Below are 16,476 nucleotides of genomic sequence, written 5' to 3'. Positions count from 1 at the left end.
GTAACCGCCCTGAGGCCACCTGGCCAACGCGACCTCTCGGCAACGGATGCTAGCCTCTCGGCGCGGCCCGGGACGCTCGCACCGCCGCGAGCGCCCCGGCCACGATAAGCAAGCAGGCGAGCGCCAGCGCAGGGCCGGGCTTGGCATGGCCGGCCGCCACCAGGATCAGCGTCGAGAGGACCGGCGCCGCATAGGCCGCGACGCCGAGAAGCCGGACGTCGCCGCGCTTGCAGCCGATATCCCAGAGGTAGAAGGCGGCGCCGACCGGCCCGAGGCCGAGCAGCAGCACCGCACTCCACTGAACCGCATCGACCGGCCAGACCGTCGCCTCGACGGCTCGATGGCATGCGAGGCTGAGCGCGGCGGTCGCGAAGCAGAAGCCCACGACCGCATCGGTCGGAACGGCCCCGACCCGGGCCGAGAGTACCGAATAGCCGGCCCAGACGAAGGCGGCAGCCAGGGCCGCCGCGTAGCCCGGCAGCGCCCCCGTGGCGAAGCCGAGTTCGCCGCGGCCTGCAAAGAGAGCCGCGACGCCGGCAAGCCCCAGCGCGGCGCCGGCGAGGTGGCCCGGCCGCAGGCCGCCTGATCCCGGCAGGCGGGCCGAGAACAGGACGATCAGCAGCGGCCAGAGATAGTTGATCAGCCCGGCCTCAGCCGGCGGCGCGAGGCGCAAGGCGCTGAAGTAAAGGGCGTGATAGCCGAACAGGCCGCCCACCCCGAGCATCCAGACCGGCCAGGGCTGGAGGAGCGCGCGGGCGCGCGCCGGTCGGGCGATCCAGGGCAGGCCGCCGCACAGGCCGCCGACCAGGAAGGTCATGGCGGCGAGCTGGAACGGCGGCACCGCGCCGGAGGCCGCGGTGAACAGCGCGAGCAGCGACCAGAGCAGGATGGCGCCAAAGCCCGCGAGGGTCGCGGCCGAACGTGGCGCGGCGGGACAGGGATGACGCGGTTTCACGCATGCGCCGCGGCTATCACGCGGATCCCGAATCGGCGAGACGTGCGGTCATGTGCCTGTCATTGGGGCGTCCTACCGGCGGGCAGGGATAGGGAGAGCGGTGATGCGTGCGATTGCAGCCGGGCTGGCGTTGATCCTCGCGGGCGGTCCGGCACAGGCGGGAGACGCCGCCCAGCTCGGACCGCGGCCGTTCTACCTCGTCGATCAGTTGAAGCCCGGCCCGCTGAAGGACACGCTCGCCGCCTGCGGGACCGACCGCACCTACACGCCTCGGACCTTCTCGATCTCGCATCGAGGCGCACCCTTGATGTTCCCGGAGCATACCCGCGAGGGCCTGTTCGCCGCCGACCGCATGGGCGCCGGCATCATTGAGTGCGACGTCGCCTTCACCAAGGACCGCCAGCTCGTCTGCCGCCACAGCCAGTGCGACCTGCACACGACCACCGACATCCTAGCCCGGCCGAACCTCGCGGCGAAATGCACGCAGGGCTTCCAGCCCGCGGACCCCGCGACCGGGCGCAAGGCCTCCGCCAAGTGCTGCACCAGCGATCTAACGCTCGACGAGTTCAAGTCGCTCAACGGCAAGATGGACGCGGCCGATCCGGACGCCACCACGGTGTCCGCCTACATGAACGCGACGCCCCGCTGGCGGACCGATCTCTACGCCAGCAAAGGGACGTTGATGTCCCACAAGGAGTACCTCGCGCTGGTGAAGGGCATGGGCCGCAAGTTCACCCCCGAGTTGAAGGCACCGCAGGTCACGATGCCGTTCGAGGGCACCTATACCCAGGACATGTACGCCCAGCAGTTGATCGATGAGTATCGGGAGGCCGGCATCCCGTCCTCCGACGTCTATCCCCAGAGCTTCCAGCTGCGCGACATCCTCTATTGGCTGGAGAAGGATCCGGATTTCGGCCGTCAGGCGATCTTCCTCGACGACCGCGACGAGACCGTCAAAGGGTTCGACCCCGAGAAGCCGGCAACTTGGACCCCCGGCATGTCGGAGCTTGCGGCCAAGGGCGTCCGGATCCTGGCGCCGCCGCTGTGGATGCTGGTCCGGCCCGGGCCGGAGGGCGCGATCGAGCCCTCGACCTATGCCCGGGAGGCGAAGAAGGCCGGGCTCGGCCTGATCGCCTGGTCGCTGGAACGCTCGGGCCCGCTGAAGGACGGCGGTGGCTATTACTACCAGTCGATCAAGCCGGTGGTGACCGGGGATGGCGACATCCTGCGGCTCCTCGACGTGCTGCACAGGCAGGTCGGCGTCATGGGCGTGTTCTCCGACTGGCCGGCCACCACGACGTTTTACGCCAATTGCGTGGGAGCACCGTAGGGGGGCGCCGCTCAGTCGGCCCACAGGGCGACGAGCGAGAAGAGACCGGCCATCGCGAAATTCACGATGAGGACGCCGGCGATGATCAGAGCAAGCGTCATGGTAGCCTCGGCGGCGGGGCGTTGTGCCGGAAAGGGATTGAGAAGCGACGCGGCGTTCAGACCCGCGCCGCCCGGGATGGCCCCGCGGATCATCCGCGCGGGCCGAGTTTGGCGTCGTCTCAGGGCGGGCTGATCACCCGGACGAGGTCGAACAGGTAGTCGCCATCCAGCGGCTTCCAGCCCAGCCACCGCCGGACCAGGGCGTAGCCGCCGCACATCAGGGTGGCGCTGGCGACGACGGCCAGCATGAACCACGCGATGTCCTGGGTGACGAACCCGACCGCGATGCTGAACAGGGCCGTCGTCACGAAAATGGTCGTGCTCGGGTCGCGCGGGCCGCGCGTCGTCACGTCGGACATGGGGACCTCCTTCGAACCAAGTCAGCGGGCGCGGCAGTTCGGGCCGTACCAAGTCAGGGTCCGGCGATCCATGCCGCCGTCGGACGAGGCTCCGCAGACAGGGAAGCGCGGGTCGCCGCTGCGCTGAAGGCTCACGAACTTGTAGAGATCCTGCCGTGCCTCACGGCGGCGGTTCTGCTCGGCCAGTTGAGCCTGCCAGTACAGGTTGCTGTTGGCCTGGGCTGCGGCGCGCTGCTGGTGAAGCCCCATCATGCATTCGGCAAAAGCGTCGGTCTCGGGCTCGAACCCGAACGCGTAGCACCGGTTTTGATCCATCGCGTGCCGTTCCTGGGGGGTGACGCAGGCGGCGAGGCCGAGCGCGCAGGCCACCGCGAGGCCGAGCTTGAAGACGGTCGGAAACCCGCGCCGAACGGCAGCCTCGCGCGAAGAACAGCCTCGACCTTCGCCAACAGGATGAACGTCGAATTTACCGTACAACTAGGTGTTCATGATGCCGGCGGTCTCGTTTTTCTGTCCGCGCGAACATCCGCGACGCGACAGAACGGGACCTATACGAGGTGCATCGATTTGTTCGTGTTTCACAGCACGTGCGCGATTGCGCCGATCCCTTCCCGCAATGCCCGTTTTCCCGGGACACTGAATAACGTGAATCGGGAAGGGATTTCCTCACACGTGCACGGCTGAGCGCGGGGCGGGCCATCCCGGCCGACCGGGATCGGCCCTCATCCGCAGGACGTCATCGCCCCGTGCGTGCAACGGAGCGGGTGCGGTGGGTTCGGTCCACCCGAAGAGACGATGCGTCGAACCGGAGCAGGTTTATGGACGCGCCGGGCCGAACCCGGCGCGCCCGGTCGCAATCAGACGAAGTGCTGTCCGCCGTTGATCGTCAGCGTCGAGCCGTTGACGAAGCCGGCCTCGTCGCTGGCAAGATACTCGACCGCGTGGGCGATCTCGTCAGCCTCGCCGAGGCGGCCGGTCGGGATCGTCGAGATGATCTTGTTCCGGATGTCCTCCGGCACCGCCATCACCATCTCGGTGGCGATGTAGCCCGGCGCGATCACGTTGACGGTGATGCCCTTGGCGGCACTCTCCTGGGCCAGCGCCTTGGCGAAGCCGATCACGCCGGCCTTGGCGGCCGAGTAGTTGGTCTGCCCAGCCTGGCCCTTCTGGCCGTTGATCGACGAGATGATGATGATGCGGCCGAAGCTGCGGCTGCGCATGCCCTCAATCAGCGGACGGGTGCAGGTGAACATCGAGTCGAGGTTGGTCTTGATGACCGCCTGCCACTTCTCGAAGGTCATCTTGTGGAAGGCACCGTCGCGGGTGATGCCGGCGTTGTTGACCAGGATGTCCACCGGGCCGAGCTCGGCCTCGATCGCCTTGATGCCGGCCTCGCAGCTGGCAAGATCACCGACGTCGAACTTGAAGACCGGGATGCCGGTCTCGGCCTTGAAAGCGTTGGCCGCCTCGTCGTTGCCGCCGTAATTGGCAGCAACCTTGTAGCCCTTGTTCTTGAGCCGCTTGGATATAGCCGCGCCGATACCGCGGGTGCCGCCCGTCACGAGGGCGACGCGTCCTTGGGTCATTGTTTCCTCCTGTTCGCATCACGTGATGCCGCGTGCGGATGGCGTCCGCACGCGATTTTTTCTGACTTCGGCCTTAAGTCTATGTTGTTGGTCGAGACAGACGTTCCGGACGAATCAGGTCCGCTCGATACACATCGCGACGCCCATGCCGCCGCCGATGCAGAGCGTGGCGAGGCCCTTCTTGGCATCGCGCCGCTTCATCTCGTGCAGCAGGGTGACGAGCACGCGGGCCCCGGAGGCGCCGATCGGGTGACCGATGGCGATGGCGCCGCCATTGACGTTCACCTTCGCGTCATCCCAGCCCATGTCCTTGTTCACGGCCAGCGCCTGCGCCGCGAAGGCCTCGTTGGCCTCGATCAGGTCGAGGTCGGACGGCTTCCAGCCCGCCTTGTCCAGCGCCTTGCGCGAGGCCGGGATCGGGCCCGTGCCCATCACCTTCGGGTCGACGCCCGCGGTCGCCCAGGACTTGATCCGCGCGAGCGGGGTCAGGCCACGGCGCTCGGCCTCCGAGGCCGACATCAGCACGAGCGCGGCGGCGCCGTCGTTGAGGCCGGACGCGTTGGCGGCCGTCACCGTTCCCTCCTTGGCGAAGGCGGGCTTCAGCTTGGCCATCGCCTCGATGGTGGCGCCGTCGCGGATGTACTCGTCGGTATCGACGACGGTGTCGCCCTTCTTGCCGGGCACCGTGACGGGGACGATCTCGTCCTTGAAGCGGCCCTCCTTGCGGGCGGCCTCAGCCTTGTTCTGCGAGCGCGTCGCGAACTGGTCCTGCTGCTCGCGGGTGAGCTGGAAGGCCTGGGCGACGTTCTCGGCGGTCTGGCCCATGTGGTAGCCGTTGAAGGCGTCCCAGAGCCCGTCCTTGATCATGGTGTCGACGAGCTTGAGGTCGCCCATCTTCTGACCGCCGCGCAGATACTGCGCATGGGGCGAGAGCGACATGGATTCCTGGCCGCCGGCCACGATGACCTTGGCGTCCCCGTTGGCGATCTGCTGCATGCCAATGGCGACCGTGCGCAGGCCCGAGCCGCAGACCTGGTTGAGGCCCCAGGCGGTGGCCTTCTCGGGGATGCCAGCCTTGATGGCCGCCTGACGGGCGGGGTTCTGGCCGGCGCCCGCGGTGAGCACCTGGCCGAAGATCACCTCGTCCACGTCGTCGGGCGAGACCTTTGCGCGCTCCAGAGCGGCCTTGATCGCGGTCGCGCCGAGCTCGTGGGCCGGCACCGTCCCGAAGGCGCCGCCGAACGAGCCGACCGGCGTGCGCGCGGCCCCGACGATGACGATCTCTTCGCTGCCTGCCATGTGAACGTTCTCCTCTCACGAGCCGGCGCGCCTTCCTCTTCCCGGGCGCGCTCTGTGCCGGTCTTGGGATGAAGGGCGTGAGAGAGGCGAAGTCAAGGTTGTGCATCGGCGGCGTGAAGCCCCCGATGACGTGTCGAAGAGACTGAAATGATCTGGCCGGCGGGCGGGCTCTGCATTATTCTGCGTTGAAGACGTGCAATTTGCTGTTTTCTGCGCCCGGAGAAGGCTTTAAGGATCGTGCTGCGGGCGCGAAGACGGCCCCCGCCAGGCCGCACCGCGCGCCTGCAACGCCCCTAGGTCCCGAGTCCAGAAAGGCCGTTCCCGATGGCGGATACCGTCAAGGCCACCCAGACCGTCATCAAGAAGTACGCCAACCGGCGCCTCTACCACACGGGCACCTCGACCTACGTGACGCTGGAAGACCTCGCCACGATGGTCCAGAACGGCGAGGACTTCGTCGTCTACGACGCTCGGACGGGCGACGATATCACCCGCTCGGTGCTCACCCAGATCATCTTCGAGCAGGAGAACAAGGCCGGCGCGGAAAACCTGCTGCCGGTGGCCTTCCTGCGCCAGCTGATCCGCTTCTACGGCGACAGCATGCGCACGATGGTGCCGAGCTTCCTGGAATTCTCCATGGCGAACTTCGCCAAGGATCAGGACGGCCTGCGCGAGAAGTTCGCCCACAGCTTCGGCCCGGCCGCGTTCCAGAACGCGATCGAGCAGCAGGTGCGCACCAACATGAGCTTCTTCGGCGATGCCATGAAGATGTTCACGGGCTTCGCACCGCCCGCCGCCGGGTCGCACCCGCCGGCAGCGCCCGCACCGACACCCTATGCCGGCGGCGAGCTGGACGACCTCAAGCGCCAGATGCTCGAGATGCAGCAGCGCCTGGAAGCGCTCGCAAAGAAATAATTACCGCCGGTGCGGCGGTATCGAAGGTTGACGATTAGTAAACATCGGCCCCACCTTTGCGACATCGGCACGGAAACGTGCGGAGGATGTCGCGATGATGCGGATCGGAACAGGCAGTCGTCCCGAGCCGGCACAGGTCCGGCCCGTGCGGGACGTGCCAGGGTCGACCGTAGGCACGCGTCAGGAGGGCACGCAGCCGCCACGGCGCGCGCCACCCGCGTCCGAGGCACGCGCGCTCGTCCTGATCGATGGTGGGCAGTCTGAGCGGTCCGAAAGGGTCGCATCGGCGGAACGCCCGGCCGCGGGAAAACCGCGCGCGGGCTTCATCGCACACTTGCTGACGGCCGGAGACCCGGCGCTGCTTCCGTCGCGTCTGGAGCGAACCCGTATGGCCGCCGCGTGCTACGCGGAGGCCGCGCGGCGCCTCGCCTGAGGCGCCGCCCTCGCGAGGCTCAAGCCTCGGCGGACTTCACCTTGAGCACCTGACGGCCGCGGTACATGCCGGTCTTCAGGTCGATGTGGTGCGGACGGCGCAGCTCGCCCGAATCCTTGTCCTCCACGTAGGTCGGCGCCTTGAGGGCGTCGGCCGAGCGGCGCATGCCGCGGCGGGAGGGGGAAGTCTTTCGCTTCGGAACGGCCATGACTGGATCCTTCGTGACGCCGCGGACAAAGCGGCGCGCGGGCGGCTCCTCGATCGAGGATCGCCACGCACACCGCGGGATACGGATGAGGGCGCGCTTATAGCGCCGGCGCCGCCCCCTGGCTAGAGGCGCCTGACCACAACCGTTAAGCGCGGGTTCAAGCGAAGCCGTGCAAACCTGACGTGACGGTGCCGCGGAGCGGGCCGTGCCTCTCGGGAGAAACGCCATGGCTTCCTCCACCAAGACCCTCGCCCTCATCGCCCTGCTGTCGGGTCTCGTCGGCGCCCCTGCCCTGGCGCAGGCGCCGCAGACCCCGACGACCGCGGCGCCGACCGCCCCGGCCAAGCCGACGGCGCCGAGCGCCCCCGTCACCGGATCGCCAAATGCCGCCAAGGGCGCGCTCCTCGACCTCAACAGCGCGAGCACCGAGGAGCTCGACGCGCTCCCCGGCATCGGCGCGGCCCGCGCGGCGGCGATCATCAAGGGCCGCCCCTATCGCGGCAAGGACGAGCTGGTTTCCAAGAAAATCATCCCGAAGAACGTCTACGACGGCATCAAGGACAAGGTGATCGCCAAGCAGAAGTGACCGCCTACTCGGCGATCGCGCCCTGAGGCATGGAGAAGCCCGGGGGTGTCTTCTCGGCCGCGGCCTTCGGGGCCGCGTTCCGGGCCGGGCTCTTCTTCCGTGCCACGGGCTTCGGTGCCGCCTTCACGGCCGGCGGATCCTCGCAGGCCCGGAAGGTGAGCTCCGCCAGAGGGCTGCCCTCTTCAGAGACGATGGCGATGGGATCGGGCAGCGTCGGCAGGGCCGCCTGCCAACGGATCGGGCCGCCGAGCATCGCCTCGATCGCCGCCGGGGCGCTGCCGCGCCGCAGGGTGCTGAAATCCGGCCCGTAGGCGGTGGCGACCTTGCCGCCCACCACCACCAGCAGGACCTCGTTGACCTCGGGCGTCAGGGGTCGGAGCGGGTTGATCGTCCGGACCTGCCCGGCCCGGGTCACCACCATCTTGAAGCCCTTCGCGCCCTCGAAGCGAGCGGCCCGCGCCCCGCAGGGCTGCTCGACCGGCGGAGCGGCGGCCGGCGTGGGCGTCCCCGCCTGCGGCGTTGACGGATCCGGCGTCGGGCTCGGCGCAGCCGGTGCGGGCGCGTTCTGGGCCAGGGACGGCTGAGACGGCACGGCCGAAAGGCAGGCCGCACCAGCCAGCAGCAGCCACGCGAATGCCCTCATCGCCCGGACTCCGGCCCATCGCGCCGCGGCCGCTCGATCCGCTCCGTCCTGTCGAGTGCTCTGATCGGTTCCAATTCGATCGCGTCCAAATCCAAGACACGCGGATCCAGCACCTGTGCCGTGCGGTCGATCGGGCTCCGGCGGGCGCCGACCGAGCCGATGAGCAGGTGCTCGTCATCCACGTCGAGTTCGGAGTCCATGCGGAGGGGCTCGCGCTGCGTCCTCGCCGCCATGGCAAGAACAGTAACGATGGCGACGGCGAAGACCAGTACGGCCAGGATGATCAGCAGGCGCTCCATGCTGGTCGAAGCTCTACTCTGCCTGGAGGGGCGCCGTCACCCCGTCGCGCGCGACGGCCTGCGCCCGGTGTCCGGAATCGACTCTCGCGGGGCCGGATCCCCCACCGCCTTCCTGCGCGGCCGATGACGCGGAACGCTCCTTGCGTGGAGCGGCGGAGCGGGTAGATGCGGGCAGACCCGAGGCGGAATCGATCGATGCAGCACCAGCCGAGCCGCAAGCCTGAGGAGCTGGAGGGCCACCTCCTCGGCCTGATCGAGGCAGCCCGCGACCAAGCCCGGGAGGATCCGTTCCGCAACCCGGTCCTGGCGGTCACCCTGGCGATCACGCGCCGCTTCGACCGGAACGAGATCTCAGCGGCCGATCTCGACAGCCTGTTCGTACGGCTGCGCGCCGCGTCCCTGGACTCGCGGGCAGCGCGGCTGCGGGCCTATGTCGGGCTGGAGGCTGGGCCGGCCGACCCGCAGGCAGCCATCCCGGTGCGCTTGGTCGCGGCGGTTCCCGACCGGCCCGACGCCTTCGAGGGCTTCGCGGACTTCATCCGCCGCACCGCCTTCGCGGTCGTCTTCACGGCCCATCCGACCTTCGGCATGCCGCGGGCCGTGGCGAGCCTGCTTGCGGAGGCGGCCAGCCTGCCCGACGAGACGGCCCGCACCGGCCTGATCGCGCAAGCCGCTTCGCACTCGACCCGTCCGGACGCGCCGATCACCCTGGATGTCGAGTTCGAGCAGGCTTGCGCGGCCGCCAATAACGGCCGGCTCGCCCTCGATGCGTTCAACGGCGCGGTGCTCGACGCCGCCCGCGCCCGCTGGCCCGACCGCTGGACCGAGCTGACCCCCCGCCCCTTCGCGATCGCCAGCTGGGTCGGCTGCGACACTGACGGCCGCACCGATATCGGCTGGTGGGACACCCTACGCTACCGGCTGATCTCGAAGCGCATGCAGTTCGACCGGGTGATGCGCGAGCTGCCCGAGATCGGGGCCTGCCGCGAGGTCCGCGCCCTGGCTGAGGGCGCCCTGGCGGCCGTGAACCGCCAGCTCGCCGTCGCGCCCCGCCTCGGCGACAAGCCCTCCCTCGAAGCGGTGCACCGCTTCTCGCTGGCGCTGATCATTGAGCGCGAGCGCGCCCAGACCGATGCGGGCCAACTGATCGCCGGTCTCACCGCGGCGCTGGAGGCAGCCGGGGATCCGGCCGACCAGCGCAGGATCGCCGTCCTGCGGGCTGGCGTCGCCACGCACGGCCTGTCGAACGCGCTGCCGCATTTCCGGCTGAACGCCAGCCAGATCCACAACGCGGTCCGCCGCGTCGTCGACCTGGAGGGCGAACCCACCGACGCGGCGCGCCGCCGCTCGCATCTGGCGACAGTTCACGCGCTGCTGAACGACGTGCGGCCCGTGGCGGTGGATTTCGGCGCGCTGGCCGCCGAGCGCGCCTCGGCCGCCCGGCTGATGATGACGATCGCCCAGATCCTCAAGCACGTAGACGGCACGCACCCGGTCCGCTTCCTGATCGCCGAGACCGAGACCGGCTACACCCTGCTCGCCGCCCTCTGGCTCGCCCGCCACTATGGCATCGCCGACCGGCTGGAGATCACACCGCTCTTCGAGACGGCGAGCGCCCTGGAACAGGGCATCCGGGTGCTCGACGATGCCCTGCGCAACCCGCACTGGCGTCAGTACCTGAAGCGCATCGGCCGGCTCACCGTGCAGTTCGGCTACTCGGATTCCGGCCGCTACGTCGGCCAGCTCGCCGCGACCTTCTGGATTGAGCGGCTGCGGCTGCGCATCACCGAGATGCTGGTGCAGAACGGCCTGGCCGATATCGAGCTCGCGATCTTCGACACCCACGGCGAGTCGATCGGGCGCGGCGCCCATCCCACCTCGCTGCGCGACCGCCTCGCCTATCTCGCGCCCGAGGATGCCCGGGACCGAGCCCGCAAGGCCGGGATCAGGGTCCGGCTGGAATCGAGCTTCCAGGGCACCGACGGCTACCTGCTCTACGGCACCGAGGCGATGGCAGCGGCAAGCGTCGCCCGCATCGCCGAGCACGTCTACGCACTCGATGTGGCCGAAGACGACACGTTCTCAGACTACGCCCTCAACGATGCGCAGGCGATCGCCGAGGCCACGGACGACCCGATCTATTCCGAGCCGGACTTCGCCCTCGAATTCTTCACCGCGGCCCGCCAGGACATGGAGGCGCTGGTGGACGATCCGGGGTACGCCGCCCTGCTCGGCACCTTCGGCCCGAGCCTGATCGACCGCACCGGCTCCCGCCCCGTCGCGCGCCAGAGCGACAATGGCGGCCCGGCCCGCATCACCCATCCCCGGCAGATGCGGGCGATTCCCAACAACGCGATTCTGCACCAGCTCGGCTTCCTGGCGAATTCGCTGCACGGGATCGGCCGCGCCGCCCAGCGCGGCCCGGACCTGTTCCGGGATATGCGGCGCGACTCCGTACGGTTCTCGCGTGCCTTTCGGTTGGTCCAGCATGCCGCCTCGGTGGGCGATCTCGACGTGCTGCGCGCCTATATCGACACGCTCGATCCGGCCGTGTGGCTGGAGCGCGCCCGGCGCACGCAGAAGGACTTCCGCCGCGACGAGTTGGTGGTGATCTCGGGCGCGCTGGAGCGCCTCGATCTCGCGTCCGCTCTCCGGAGCCTGTTCGGTCGACTGACCCGCGACTGGCTGGCCCTCACCGCGGCGGCCCCCGACCTGCCGGCGATGTCGGCACGGCTGACGCTGCTGCACGCCCTCCGGCTCGCGCTGATCCACCGGATCTGGTTCCTGGCGGTGCACATCCCGGGCTTCCGGCCGCAGGCCGGCATCTCCCGCGAGCAGCTCTTGGAGCGCTTCCTGCGGCTCGACATCGACGGCTGCCTGAAGCTTCTCGACGAGATCTTTCCGATCACGCCGGATCCGACCCTCGGCCTCAACTTCGGCGAGCCGGCGGGCCCGCGCGATGTCGGCACCTACGAGGCGGAGCACGCCAACCTGTTCCAGCCGATCCGGCGCATGTTCGACCAGGTGCGCGAGATCTCCGGCATGATCCAGCACGAGGTCGGGGCGTTTGGGTAGAAGCGGCGCGCTCGGCTGGCGGCGCCTGTCGGCGCTGGCGCGATCCAGGAGCGTCCCGACACCCAGTCAGCGCGACGAACGCGGGCTGTGATGGGCTGGCCGTCAGACCGCGGGCCTACGGGCTACGGCCTTGATCCGGCAACGGCGCCTCCAGCGTGAACACCACGCCGCGGCGGCGGTAGTCGATCGCCGCCGTGCCGTCCATCTCGGCGGCCAGGGCTCGCTCGATCAGGCGCGAGCCGAACCCGCGGTGCGTCGGCGCGACGACCGGCGGCCCGTCGACCTCCTCCCAGCGCAACCAGAGTTGGGCAGGTTGCGATCCGTCCACCATGTCCCAGTTGAGGATTACGCGGCCTCTGTCGTTCGATAAGGCACCGTATTTCACCGCGTTGGTCGCCAGTTCGTGCAGCGCCATGGTGAAGGCGAGGGTCAGGCGCGGCGGGAGCCAGACCTCGGGACCGCTGACGACGAAGCGTCGCGCAGCGCCGCTCTGAAACGCCAGCAACGCCTCGTCCACGATCTGCCCGAGCGGCGCGCCCACCCAATCCTTCCGAGTCAGCACATCGTGGGCGGTCGCGAGCGATTGCAGCCGGGCATCCAACGTCCGGTACGCCTCCTCGAGTGAGGCCGCATTGCGGAGTGTCTGGTGCGCGATCGACTGCAGGGTCGCCATCGCGTTCTTGACCCGATGGTTGAGTTCCTCGGCCAGAAGCGTCCGATGCTCCTCGGCACGCTTGCGATCGGTGATGTCGATGGTGACGCCGGCCATCGTCAAGGGCTGGCCCTCGGCGCCGTAGAAGGGCTGCCCGCGGGCCTGCAGCCAGCGGACCTCACCGCGCGGCGTGCGCACCCGGTACTCGATGTCGTAGTCGGCCCGCGTCGCAATCGAGGCTTGGACGGCGGCCTGCATCCGTGCGCGATCCTCCGGCAGGATCGCCTCGACCAAGTCCTCGTACGTGCACGGCTCGTCGGGTTCGCGACCGAGATTCCGCTTGCAGCTCTCCGAGGCCAGCAGGCGCATTTCCGTCAAGTCGAGGGTCCATGAGCCGAGCCGCGCGGCCGAGAGGATGAAGCGCAGGCGCTCCTCGCTGCGCATCAGGTCGTTGGTGCGGCGCTCGACCTCCTGCTCCAGCGCGTCGCGGTCGCGCTGGATTCGGGCCAGCTTGTCCCGTTCCAGCGTGACGTCGAACTGCGAGGCGAAGAAGTAGGTCAGCTCTCCGTCCTGGTCGAAGACGGGCGAGATCAGCAGGCGGTTCCAGAAGACCTCGCCGTCCTTCTTATGGTTCAGCAGCTCGATCTCTATAGGAACACGCCGGGCTATGGCGGACCGGATCCTGGCGATATCGTCCCTGTTGGTCTCCGGACCCTGCAGGAAGCGACAATTCTGGCCGACGATCTCGTCGTGGCCGTAGCCGGTCAGCTTCGAGAAGGCCGCGTTCACGAACACGATCGGATTGTCGGGCTGATTGGGGTCGGTGATCAGCATCGGCATCCGCGTCGCCCGGACGGCGGATACGAACGGATCCGTGCTGGCGTCCGTCCGTGCAAACTCCGCCTCGAAGCGGCTGCGCTCTTGGTGATCTGTCACTATCCGTCGCCCACGCCGCGACCACCGGCATGCGTCCTCCGCATCCGTTCCAGCCTGACCGTAACACCGGATAACTCGCTTGCGCGCAACTCACTCTTTGTCGCAGCTGGGCCTCGGGACGGACTTCGCGCGAGGATTTCCCGCGCAGCCCCTACAGGTCGCTCTTGACGCCGCGCGAACACACGGCGGTGGCGAAACCATCCCCGCAGAGGGGCGTCACGCCGCCTCGACCCGCAGCACGGTTCCGCTGATGCCCGTGACCCGCACCCGCTCGCCGACGGCCAGATCCGGTCCCGCGATCCGCCACAGCGTGTCATCGAAGCGGATGCGACCCGCACCCTGCACGATCGGCTCCTCCAGGATGGCCTCCCGCCCGATCAGGCCCCGATCGGGACGGTTCAGCGCCGGCCCGCCCGCGCCGCGCCTGTGCAGGCGGCTGGCGATCCCGACCAGGATGACGGCCAGCCCCGCGAAGAGCAGGGTCTGGCCCTGCCAGGGCATCGAGATCGCGGCCGCGGCGAGCCCGGTGGCGAGCGCCGCCAAGCCGAGCCAGATCAGGAACACGCCGGGAATCAGGATCTCGGCCGCCGCCAGGACGAGGCCGGCGATCACCCAGATCCAGGCAGCTCCGACAGACTCGACGGCGCCGAGGACGGACGTGAGTGTCATAGGCATCACGCCCGTGGCGACGCCACGTTGGGCGGGGTTCCCGCGCGGCGCGGCGGCGCACCGTCGCCGAACACGCTGCGGGTCAGCTCCCCGATGCCCCCGAGGGTCCCGGCCAGCGCGGCCGCCTCGATCGGCACCACGACGACCCGCTGGTTGGGTGCGGTGGCTATGGCGCGGACGGCATCGACGTATTTCTCCGCCACCAGGAAATTCGCCGCCGCGATATCACCCTCGGCGATGGCCCGGCTCACCATCCCGGTCGCCGCCGCCTCGGCTTCGGCGGAGCGCTCGCGCGCCTCGGCGTCGCGGAAGGCCGCTTCCCGCCGGCCCTCCGCCTCGAGGATCGCCGATTGCTTGCGCCCCTCCGCCCTCAGGATCTCGGCGGCGCGCTGCCCCTCCGCCTCGAGGATCGAGGCGCGCTTCTCCCGCTCGGCCTTCATCTGCCGGGCCATGGCCCCCGCCAGATCGGGCGGCAGCACGATGTCCTTGATCTCGATGCGGTTGATCTTGACGCCCCAGGGCGAGGCCGCCGCATCCATGACCCGGAGCAGGCGCTCGTTGATCTCGTCGCGATGGGCGAGCAATTGATCGAGATCCATCGAGCCGACGACGGTTCGGATGTTGGTCATGGTGAGGGTCGTGGCGGCAAGGTCGAGGTTCGAGACCTCGTAGGATGCCCGCGCCGCGTCGAGCACTTGGTAGAAGACCACCGCGTCGATGGTGACGCCGGCATTGTCGCGCGTGAAGGCCTGCTGGCTCGGCACGTCGATCACCTGCTCCATCACGTTGACCCGCCGGCCGACGCGCTCGACGAAGGGCGTGATCAAGCCCAGGCCGGCATCCAGGCTGCGCGCGTAGCGGCCGAAGCGCTCCACCGTGAAGACATAGCCCTGCGGCACGATTTTCACGCCGGCCGCCAGGGTGATGACCGCCAGCGCCGCGGCGCCGACCGCGAAGACGCTCAGCCCGAGCGGAAGATCCATCGATGGCCCCCTGATCCGCCGCGCGCGGATGCCGGCCGACGGTCTGAAGCGCAGCCTATCAGCTGAGCCGCGTGCCCGCGAGCGCCGCCCATCCGCGCTGGCGCGATCCACAATCCGGGGATGGACCGAGCGCTGCGTGAACGCGCGCCCTGCGGATCTGATCATCAGCGGTTCAGGCCGCCGCGCTTAGGACAGACGAAAGCGTCGCGCTTGTCGTCGCTCAGGCCCTCTCATCGCAACGCTTGTTGAAGAAACAATCGGCATGATCCCTGCCACGCTTGCCGCGGAAAGAAGTCCTTTCGCGCCACGGTGGGCGGCAGATTTCCCCATCCTCCCGGACTTGGTGCGCGCGTGAAGATCGCTGTCCTCGCACATCTGAAATACCCGATCGGTCAGCCCTATGCCGGCGGGTTGGAGATGCACACGCACCTCCTTACCGTCGCCCTGAAGCGGCACGGGCACGAGGTGACGCTGTTCGCGAGCCGCGGGTCAGACCCGGCTCTGGACCCGGTGATGCTCTGCGATCCGACCGGGGATGCGCTGCTTGACCCGGAGCGCGAGGACGCGATCGACCGCGCCGAGCACGATGCCTACCGGCGGATGATGGATATGGTCGCGGCCGGCGGCTTCGACCTCGTGCACAACAATTCCCTCCACGCCCTGCCCTTGCGCGAGAGTGCCCGGCTCGGCCTGCCCTGGGTCACGGTGCTGCATACGCCGCCGTTCGACGCCCTCACGGCCGGGGTGGTCGAGGCTGATCCCGACATGGCGTTCCTGGCCGTCTCGCCCTCGCTGGCGCAGGAATGGGCCTCGCTCGTGCCGGGCGCACAAGTGGTCGATAACGGCGTCGATCTCTCGACCTTCGCGTTCTCGGAAAGGGCCGACGCTCCGGCCTTTGCCTTCTGGTCCGGGCGGATCGTGCCCGAGAAGGGGCTGCACCTTGCCATCGACGCCGCCCGCGCGGCCGGGCTGCCGCTGACCTTCGCGGGCCCGAAGCTCAACCCCGGCTACTGGGCCGCCGAGATCGCGCCGCGCCTCGGCCCGGACCTAACGCATCTTGGGCATCTCTCGCACCGGGATCTCGCGCATCATCTCGGGCGCGCCCGGGTGGCGATTGTCTCACCGCGCTGGGAAGAGCCCTTCGGCCTCGTCGTGGCGGAGGCGCTCGCCTGCGGCACGCCGGTGGCCGCCTTCCGCCGGGGTGCCATGCCGAATATCCTCGACGCCCGGTGCGGCCGCCTCGCCCGTCCGGACGATGCACAGGATCTCTCGGTAGCGATCCGCGAGGCGGCCGGCCTGTCGCGCCGCGCCTGTCGCGATCGGGCCGAGGCGCTCTACGATGCCGCCGCCATGACCGACCGGTACCTCGATGCCTACGAGGCGGTGATCGCGCGCTGCGCCGAGCGGGCGCGGCCGGCCCTGCGCATCGCCGGACGGCGGGCCTGAC

17 protein-coding genes are annotated in these 16,476 nt (G+C 69.2%); 5 read left to right on the top strand and 12 right to left on the bottom strand.

Features of this window, described 5'->3' with window-relative positions; all coding sequences use genetic code 11:
- Window positions 1–49 precede the first annotated feature (49 nt).
- A complete protein-coding gene (locus ABIE45_RS09480) occupies window positions 50–955 on the bottom strand; it encodes an EamA family transporter (RefSeq protein WP_192706485.1) in 906 nt (301 codons plus the stop codon).
- Between the two features lie 103 nt (window positions 956–1,058).
- Here ABIE45_RS09480 and ABIE45_RS09475 point away from each other — a divergent pair, with 103 nt between their 5' ends.
- The gene (locus ABIE45_RS09475) at window positions 1,059–2,285 is read left to right on the top strand and encodes a glycerophosphodiester phosphodiesterase family protein (RefSeq protein ID WP_192706484.1); all 1,227 of its coding nucleotides are present in this window, start codon (window positions 1,059–1,061) and stop codon (window positions 2,283–2,285) included.
- An 11-nt stretch (window positions 2,286–2,296) separates the two neighbouring features.
- Here ABIE45_RS09475 and ABIE45_RS09470 read toward each other — a convergent pair whose 3' ends face one another.
- The 5 genes from ABIE45_RS09470 to ABIE45_RS09450 all read right to left on the bottom strand — a co-directional run bounded on the left by ABIE45_RS09470 (window position 2,297) and on the right by ABIE45_RS09450 (window position 5,630).
- Window positions 2,297–2,479 carry a hypothetical protein gene (locus tag ABIE45_RS09470; RefSeq protein WP_192706483.1) on the bottom strand — a complete coding sequence of 61 codons (183 nt, stop codon included), beginning with the start codon at window positions 2,477–2,479 and terminating at the stop codon, window positions 2,297–2,299.
- A 26-nt stretch (window positions 2,480–2,505) separates the two neighbouring features.
- Window positions 2,506–2,745, bottom strand: coding sequence for a hypothetical protein (locus tag ABIE45_RS09465; protein ID WP_192706482.1), 240 nt, complete (start codon window positions 2,743–2,745; stop codon window positions 2,506–2,508).
- Window positions 2,746–2,766: 21 nt separating this feature from the next.
- Window positions 2,767–3,060: a hypothetical protein gene (locus tag ABIE45_RS09460; protein WP_373622256.1), complete on the bottom strand. Its 294-nt coding sequence runs from the start codon at window positions 3,058–3,060 to the stop codon at window positions 2,767–2,769.
- Window positions 3,061–3,602: 542 nt separating this feature from the next.
- Window positions 3,603–4,331, bottom strand: a complete 729-nt coding sequence (gene phbB / locus ABIE45_RS09455; RefSeq protein WP_192706481.1) for an acetoacetyl-CoA reductase — start codon at window positions 4,329–4,331, stop codon at window positions 3,603–3,605.
- A gap of 114 nt (window positions 4,332–4,445) precedes the next feature.
- Window positions 4,446–5,630, bottom strand: coding sequence for an acetyl-CoA C-acetyltransferase (locus ABIE45_RS09450; RefSeq protein ID WP_192706480.1), 1,185 nt, complete (start codon window positions 5,628–5,630; stop codon window positions 4,446–4,448).
- A 324-nt stretch (window positions 5,631–5,954) separates the two neighbouring features.
- Between ABIE45_RS09450 and phaR the strand changes: the two genes are divergently transcribed.
- Window positions 5,955–6,545, top strand: coding sequence for a polyhydroxyalkanoate synthesis repressor PhaR (phaR, locus tag ABIE45_RS09445; protein ID WP_192706479.1), 591 nt, complete (start codon window positions 5,955–5,957; stop codon window positions 6,543–6,545).
- A gap of 452 nt (window positions 6,546–6,997) precedes the next feature.
- Here the strand turns inward: phaR and rpmF are convergent, their stop codons facing one another.
- Entirely contained in the window at window positions 6,998–7,186 is a 189-nt protein-coding gene (rpmF, locus tag ABIE45_RS09440; protein ID WP_003601373.1) for a 50S ribosomal protein L32, read from the bottom strand.
- Window positions 7,187–7,412: 226 nt separating this feature from the next.
- On the opposite strand from rpmF, the gene ABIE45_RS09435 reads away from it, so the two are divergent.
- Window positions 7,413–7,772, top strand: coding sequence for a helix-hairpin-helix domain-containing protein (locus ABIE45_RS09435; RefSeq protein ID WP_192706478.1), 360 nt, complete (start codon window positions 7,413–7,415; stop codon window positions 7,770–7,772).
- A 4-nt stretch (window positions 7,773–7,776) separates the two neighbouring features.
- Here the strand turns inward: ABIE45_RS09435 and ABIE45_RS09430 are convergent, their stop codons facing one another.
- On the bottom strand, window positions 7,777–8,415 hold the full coding sequence (locus ABIE45_RS09430) for a hypothetical protein (RefSeq protein ID WP_192706477.1): 639 nt from the start codon (window positions 8,413–8,415) through the stop codon (window positions 7,777–7,779).
- Complete coding sequence (locus ABIE45_RS09425; protein ID WP_192706476.1) at window positions 8,412–8,714, bottom strand: hypothetical protein; 303 nt, start codon at window positions 8,712–8,714, stop codon at window positions 8,412–8,414. Before ABIE45_RS09425 ends, ABIE45_RS09430 begins: the two co-directional genes overlap by 4 nt.
- A gap of 195 nt (window positions 8,715–8,909) precedes the next feature.
- On the opposite strand from ABIE45_RS09425, the gene ABIE45_RS09420 reads away from it, so the two are divergent.
- Complete coding sequence (locus ABIE45_RS09420; RefSeq protein ID WP_192706475.1) at window positions 8,910–11,789, top strand: phosphoenolpyruvate carboxylase; 2,880 nt, start codon at window positions 8,910–8,912, stop codon at window positions 11,787–11,789.
- Between the two features lie 115 nt (window positions 11,790–11,904).
- Here ABIE45_RS09420 and ABIE45_RS09415 read toward each other — a convergent pair whose 3' ends face one another.
- The 3 genes from ABIE45_RS09415 to ABIE45_RS09405 all read right to left on the bottom strand — a co-directional run bounded on the left by ABIE45_RS09415 (window position 11,905) and on the right by ABIE45_RS09405 (window position 15,029).
- Window positions 11,905–13,275, bottom strand: coding sequence for a PAS domain-containing protein (locus ABIE45_RS09415; RefSeq protein WP_373622255.1), 1,371 nt, complete (start codon window positions 13,273–13,275; stop codon window positions 11,905–11,907).
- A gap of 318 nt (window positions 13,276–13,593) precedes the next feature.
- Window positions 13,594–14,046 (bottom strand): NfeD family protein, encoded by a 453-nt coding sequence (locus tag ABIE45_RS09410; protein WP_192706473.1) that lies wholly within the window; start codon window positions 14,044–14,046, stop codon window positions 13,594–13,596.
- 5 nt (window positions 14,047–14,051) lie between these two features.
- Window positions 14,052–15,029 (bottom strand): SPFH domain-containing protein, encoded by a 978-nt coding sequence (locus tag ABIE45_RS09405; protein WP_192706472.1) that lies wholly within the window; start codon window positions 15,027–15,029, stop codon window positions 14,052–14,054.
- Window positions 15,030–15,380: 351 nt separating this feature from the next.
- On the opposite strand from ABIE45_RS09405, the gene ABIE45_RS09400 reads away from it, so the two are divergent.
- Window positions 15,381–16,475 (top strand): glycosyltransferase, encoded by a 1,095-nt coding sequence (locus ABIE45_RS09400; RefSeq protein WP_192706471.1) that lies wholly within the window; start codon window positions 15,381–15,383, stop codon window positions 16,473–16,475.
- Window position 16,476 lies beyond the last annotated feature (1 nt).

Source organism: Methylobacterium sp. OAE515, assembly GCF_041806315.1.
GTDB classification, from domain to species: domain Bacteria; phylum Pseudomonadota; class Alphaproteobacteria; order Rhizobiales; family Beijerinckiaceae; genus Methylobacterium; species Methylobacterium tardum.
Note: the sequence above shows the minus strand (reverse complement) of the source record. Positions and strands in the feature narration are given on the sequence as shown.

What these genes read in the sequence shown, in the direction of transcription:
- ABIE45_RS09430 (WP_192706477.1), bottom strand. Translation starts at nt 8,415, where the DNA reads ATGAGGGCATTCGCGTGGCTGCTGCTGGCTGGTGCGGCCTGCCTTTCG.
- ABIE45_RS09420 (WP_192706475.1), top strand. Translation starts at nt 8,910, where the DNA reads ATGCAGCACCAGCCGAGCCGCAAGCCTGAGGAGCTGGAGGGCCACCTC.
- phbB (WP_192706481.1), bottom strand. Translation starts at nt 4,331, where the DNA reads ATGACCCAAGGACGCGTCGCCCTCGTGACGGGCGGCACCCGCGGTATC.
- phaR (WP_192706479.1), top strand. Translation starts at nt 5,955, where the DNA reads ATGGCGGATACCGTCAAGGCCACCCAGACCGTCATCAAGAAGTACGCC.
- ABIE45_RS09470 (WP_192706483.1), bottom strand. Translation starts at nt 2,479, where the DNA reads ATGATCCGCGGGGCCATCCCGGGCGGCGCGGGTCTGAACGCCGCGTCG.
- ABIE45_RS09460 (WP_373622256.1), bottom strand. Translation starts at nt 3,060, where the DNA reads ATGGATCAAAACCGGTGCTACGCGTTCGGGTTCGAGCCCGAGACCGAC.
- ABIE45_RS09425 (WP_192706476.1), bottom strand. Translation starts at nt 8,714, where the DNA reads ATGGAGCGCCTGCTGATCATCCTGGCCGTACTGGTCTTCGCCGTCGCC.
- ABIE45_RS09405 (WP_192706472.1), bottom strand. Translation starts at nt 15,029, where the DNA reads ATGGATCTTCCGCTCGGGCTGAGCGTCTTCGCGGTCGGCGCCGCGGCG.
- ABIE45_RS09450 (WP_192706480.1), bottom strand. Translation starts at nt 5,630, where the DNA reads ATGGCAGGCAGCGAAGAGATCGTCATCGTCGGGGCCGCGCGCACGCCG.
- ABIE45_RS09410 (WP_192706473.1), bottom strand. Translation starts at nt 14,046, where the DNA reads ATGACACTCACGTCCGTCCTCGGCGCCGTCGAGTCTGTCGGAGCTGCC.
- ABIE45_RS09465 (WP_192706482.1), bottom strand. Translation starts at nt 2,745, where the DNA reads ATGTCCGACGTGACGACGCGCGGCCCGCGCGACCCGAGCACGACCATT.
- ABIE45_RS09415 (WP_373622255.1), bottom strand. Translation starts at nt 13,275, where the DNA reads ATGCTGATCACCGACCCCAATCAGCCCGACAATCCGATCGTGTTCGTG.
- rpmF (WP_003601373.1), bottom strand. Translation starts at nt 7,186, where the DNA reads ATGGCCGTTCCGAAGCGAAAGACTTCCCCCTCCCGCCGCGGCATGCGC.
- ABIE45_RS09435 (WP_192706478.1), top strand. Translation starts at nt 7,413, where the DNA reads ATGGCTTCCTCCACCAAGACCCTCGCCCTCATCGCCCTGCTGTCGGGT.
- ABIE45_RS09475 (WP_192706484.1), top strand. Translation starts at nt 1,059, where the DNA reads ATGCGTGCGATTGCAGCCGGGCTGGCGTTGATCCTCGCGGGCGGTCCG.